The organism is bacterium, from assembly GCA_016873475.1.
In the GTDB taxonomy this organism is placed as follows: Bacteria; Krumholzibacteriota; Krumholzibacteriia; order JACNKJ01; family JACNKJ01; genus VGXI01.
This window is the reverse complement of sequence record VGXI01000363.1, coordinates 1-2,038: the sequence shown is the minus strand read 5'-3', so window position 1 is coordinate 2,038 and position 2,038 is coordinate 1. Positions and strand designations below refer to the sequence as shown.

General features: G+C 69.7%; 3 protein-coding genes. 2 read left to right on the top strand and 1 reads right to left on the bottom strand.

Features of this window, described 5'->3' with window-relative positions:
- Both FJ251_15790 and FJ251_15785 read left to right on the top strand, forming a co-directional pair.
- Nucleotides 1–370 (top strand): SWF/SNF helicase family protein (locus tag FJ251_15790; GenBank protein MBM4119163.1); only part of this gene is annotated, 370 nt, incomplete at its 5' end.
- A 3-nt stretch (nt 371–373) separates the two neighbouring features.
- Nucleotides 374–1,252, top strand: coding sequence for a hypothetical protein (locus tag FJ251_15785; GenBank protein MBM4119162.1), 879 nt, complete (start codon nt 374–376; stop codon nt 1,250–1,252).
- 10 nt (nt 1,253–1,262) lie between these two features.
- Here the strand turns inward: FJ251_15785 and FJ251_15780 are convergent, their stop codons facing one another.
- Entirely contained in the window at nt 1,263–1,916 is a 654-nt protein-coding gene (locus FJ251_15780; GenBank protein MBM4119161.1) for a hypothetical protein, read from the bottom strand.
- Between the last annotated feature and the right edge of the window lie 122 nt (nt 1,917–2,038).

Below are 2,038 nucleotides of genomic sequence, written 5' to 3'. Positions count from 1 at the left end.
CCGCCTGGTGCGGCGATTCCAGGAGGACGAGGCCGTGCCCTTCTTCGTGCTGTCCCTCAAGGCTGGCGGTCTGGGCCTCAATCTCACAGCCGCCTCGCACGTGCTGCACTTCGATCGCTGGTGGAATCCGGCCGTCGAGAACCAGGCCACCGATCGCGCTTTCCGGATCGGCCAGACGCGCAATGTGCTCGTTCACAAGTTCATCTGCCGCGGTACGCTCGAGGAGCGCATCGACGCGCTGATCGAGTCCAAGGCCCGACTCACGCGGGATCTGCTCGAAGGGGGCGGCGAGCTGAATCTGACCGAACTGGCCGATGAGGAACTGCTGAGGCTCGTCGCGCTCGATCTGAAGACCGCGTTGAAGGAGTAATGCGTGAGCCCCTTCGGTCGGTATCGTCGCAAGCCCGCGCTCACCGCAGCCGAGCGGCGGCGCCGGATCGAGCTTGCGCTGCGAATGCTGGCGCCGAACGCGTCCCTGCCCCCGCCCCCTGCCTTGGCGGGCCGTGGCATCGCCAGGACCTTCTGGGGCCGGGCCTGGTGCACGAACCTGGAACACTACAGCGACTATGCCAACCGGCTTCCCCGCGGGCGGACCTACTGGCGCCAGGGCGCCGTGATCGAGCTAAGGATCGCGCCCGGAGCGATCGAAGCCACGGTCAGCGGCACGCGGCTCTACCGAGTGAAAGTGGCGATTGCGCCGGTGACGAAGCCGCGCTGGGCGGCGATTTGCAAGGACTGCGCGGGCAGCATCGACTCGCTCGTCGAGCTGCTGCAAGGACGACTGTCAGAGGCAGTCATGGCGCGCATCTGCCAGCCGCAGACCGGCCTCTTCCCCGCGCCGGCCGAGATCCGCTTCTCCTGCAGTTGCCCGGACTGGGCCTCGATGTGCAAGCACGTTGCGGCTGTCTTCTACGGCGTCGGCGCCCGCCTGGACGAAGAGCCGGCGCTGCTCTTCGCGCTGCGCCGCGTCGACGCGCAGGATCTCATCAGCAGGGCCGGCGCAGGAAAGTCGCTGGGGGCCGTCGGGCCGAGCAGCGATCGGGTATTGCCGCTCGAGGGGCTCTCCGCGCTCTTCGGACTGGAACTGGGCTGCCTCGATGACGAGGCGAAACCGCCCTCGGGCTCGCGGGCAGCCAGGAAGAGGTCAGCGGCGGTGGGCAAGGCCAAGGGCCGGTCCCGGGCCGAGACCAAGGCCAAGCCCGAGCCGAAGTTGAAGCCAAGGTCGGCGAGAAAGAAGTCTGGGCAGCGGTGAAGCCGCGCCGTTACAGCGACAGGCGCGCCACGAGAGCGAGGCGCGTGAAGCTGCCCGCCTTGTCGATGCGCGTGCCCGTGTAGCCGCTCTCGAGGACGACGGATTCATCGTTGTAGCTGACGATGAGGTGGTCGCACTCAAGGTCGAGCTGGACGCGCGGGCTGAGCGCTAGCCTTAGACCGACGGAGAGGAGTCCGGCGAGACCGTCGAGTTCGAGCTGCTCGCGAGCGGCGCGCCCGCCCCCGCCGCCGGGTCTTCCCTCCGAGCGGATCCGCGTGTGCACGCCGCCCAGGCCGCCGTGCAGGTAGGGCGCGAGGCTACCGGCGCGGGCCAGCTCGTAGCGCAGGCCGAGCAGGGCGGCGCTCCATTCTGCCCTCGCGGGAACTTGGTCGGCATCGTGGCGCCCGCCGAAGACGGTGAGCGTGAGCGTCCCCCGCGGCGGGAGGCGATAGCCGGCGCCGAGGAGGACGCCGTAGCCCGGGCCTTCGCTGAGCGCGAAGCCGTCCGGGGCGGCCTCTTCCAAATGGGCCCAGCCGCCGTGGGCGCCCAGGCCGAGCTCCCAGCGGCGCGGGCCGGCAAGCTCTGCTTCGCCCGCAGACGCGAAGATCGCCCTGAGCCCCGAGGCGAGCAGTGCGGCAATGGCGATCTGGCGAGCCTTGCGCATGCGACTCCCGAAACGAAAGGCCCGAGCCGGCTCCTTTGCGGGAGCCGGCTCGAGCGGACTGGTTGACTCAGCCTACTGCTGTCCGTGGCGCCGGCCCAGGCGAATCTGGTTGCCCTCGCCGT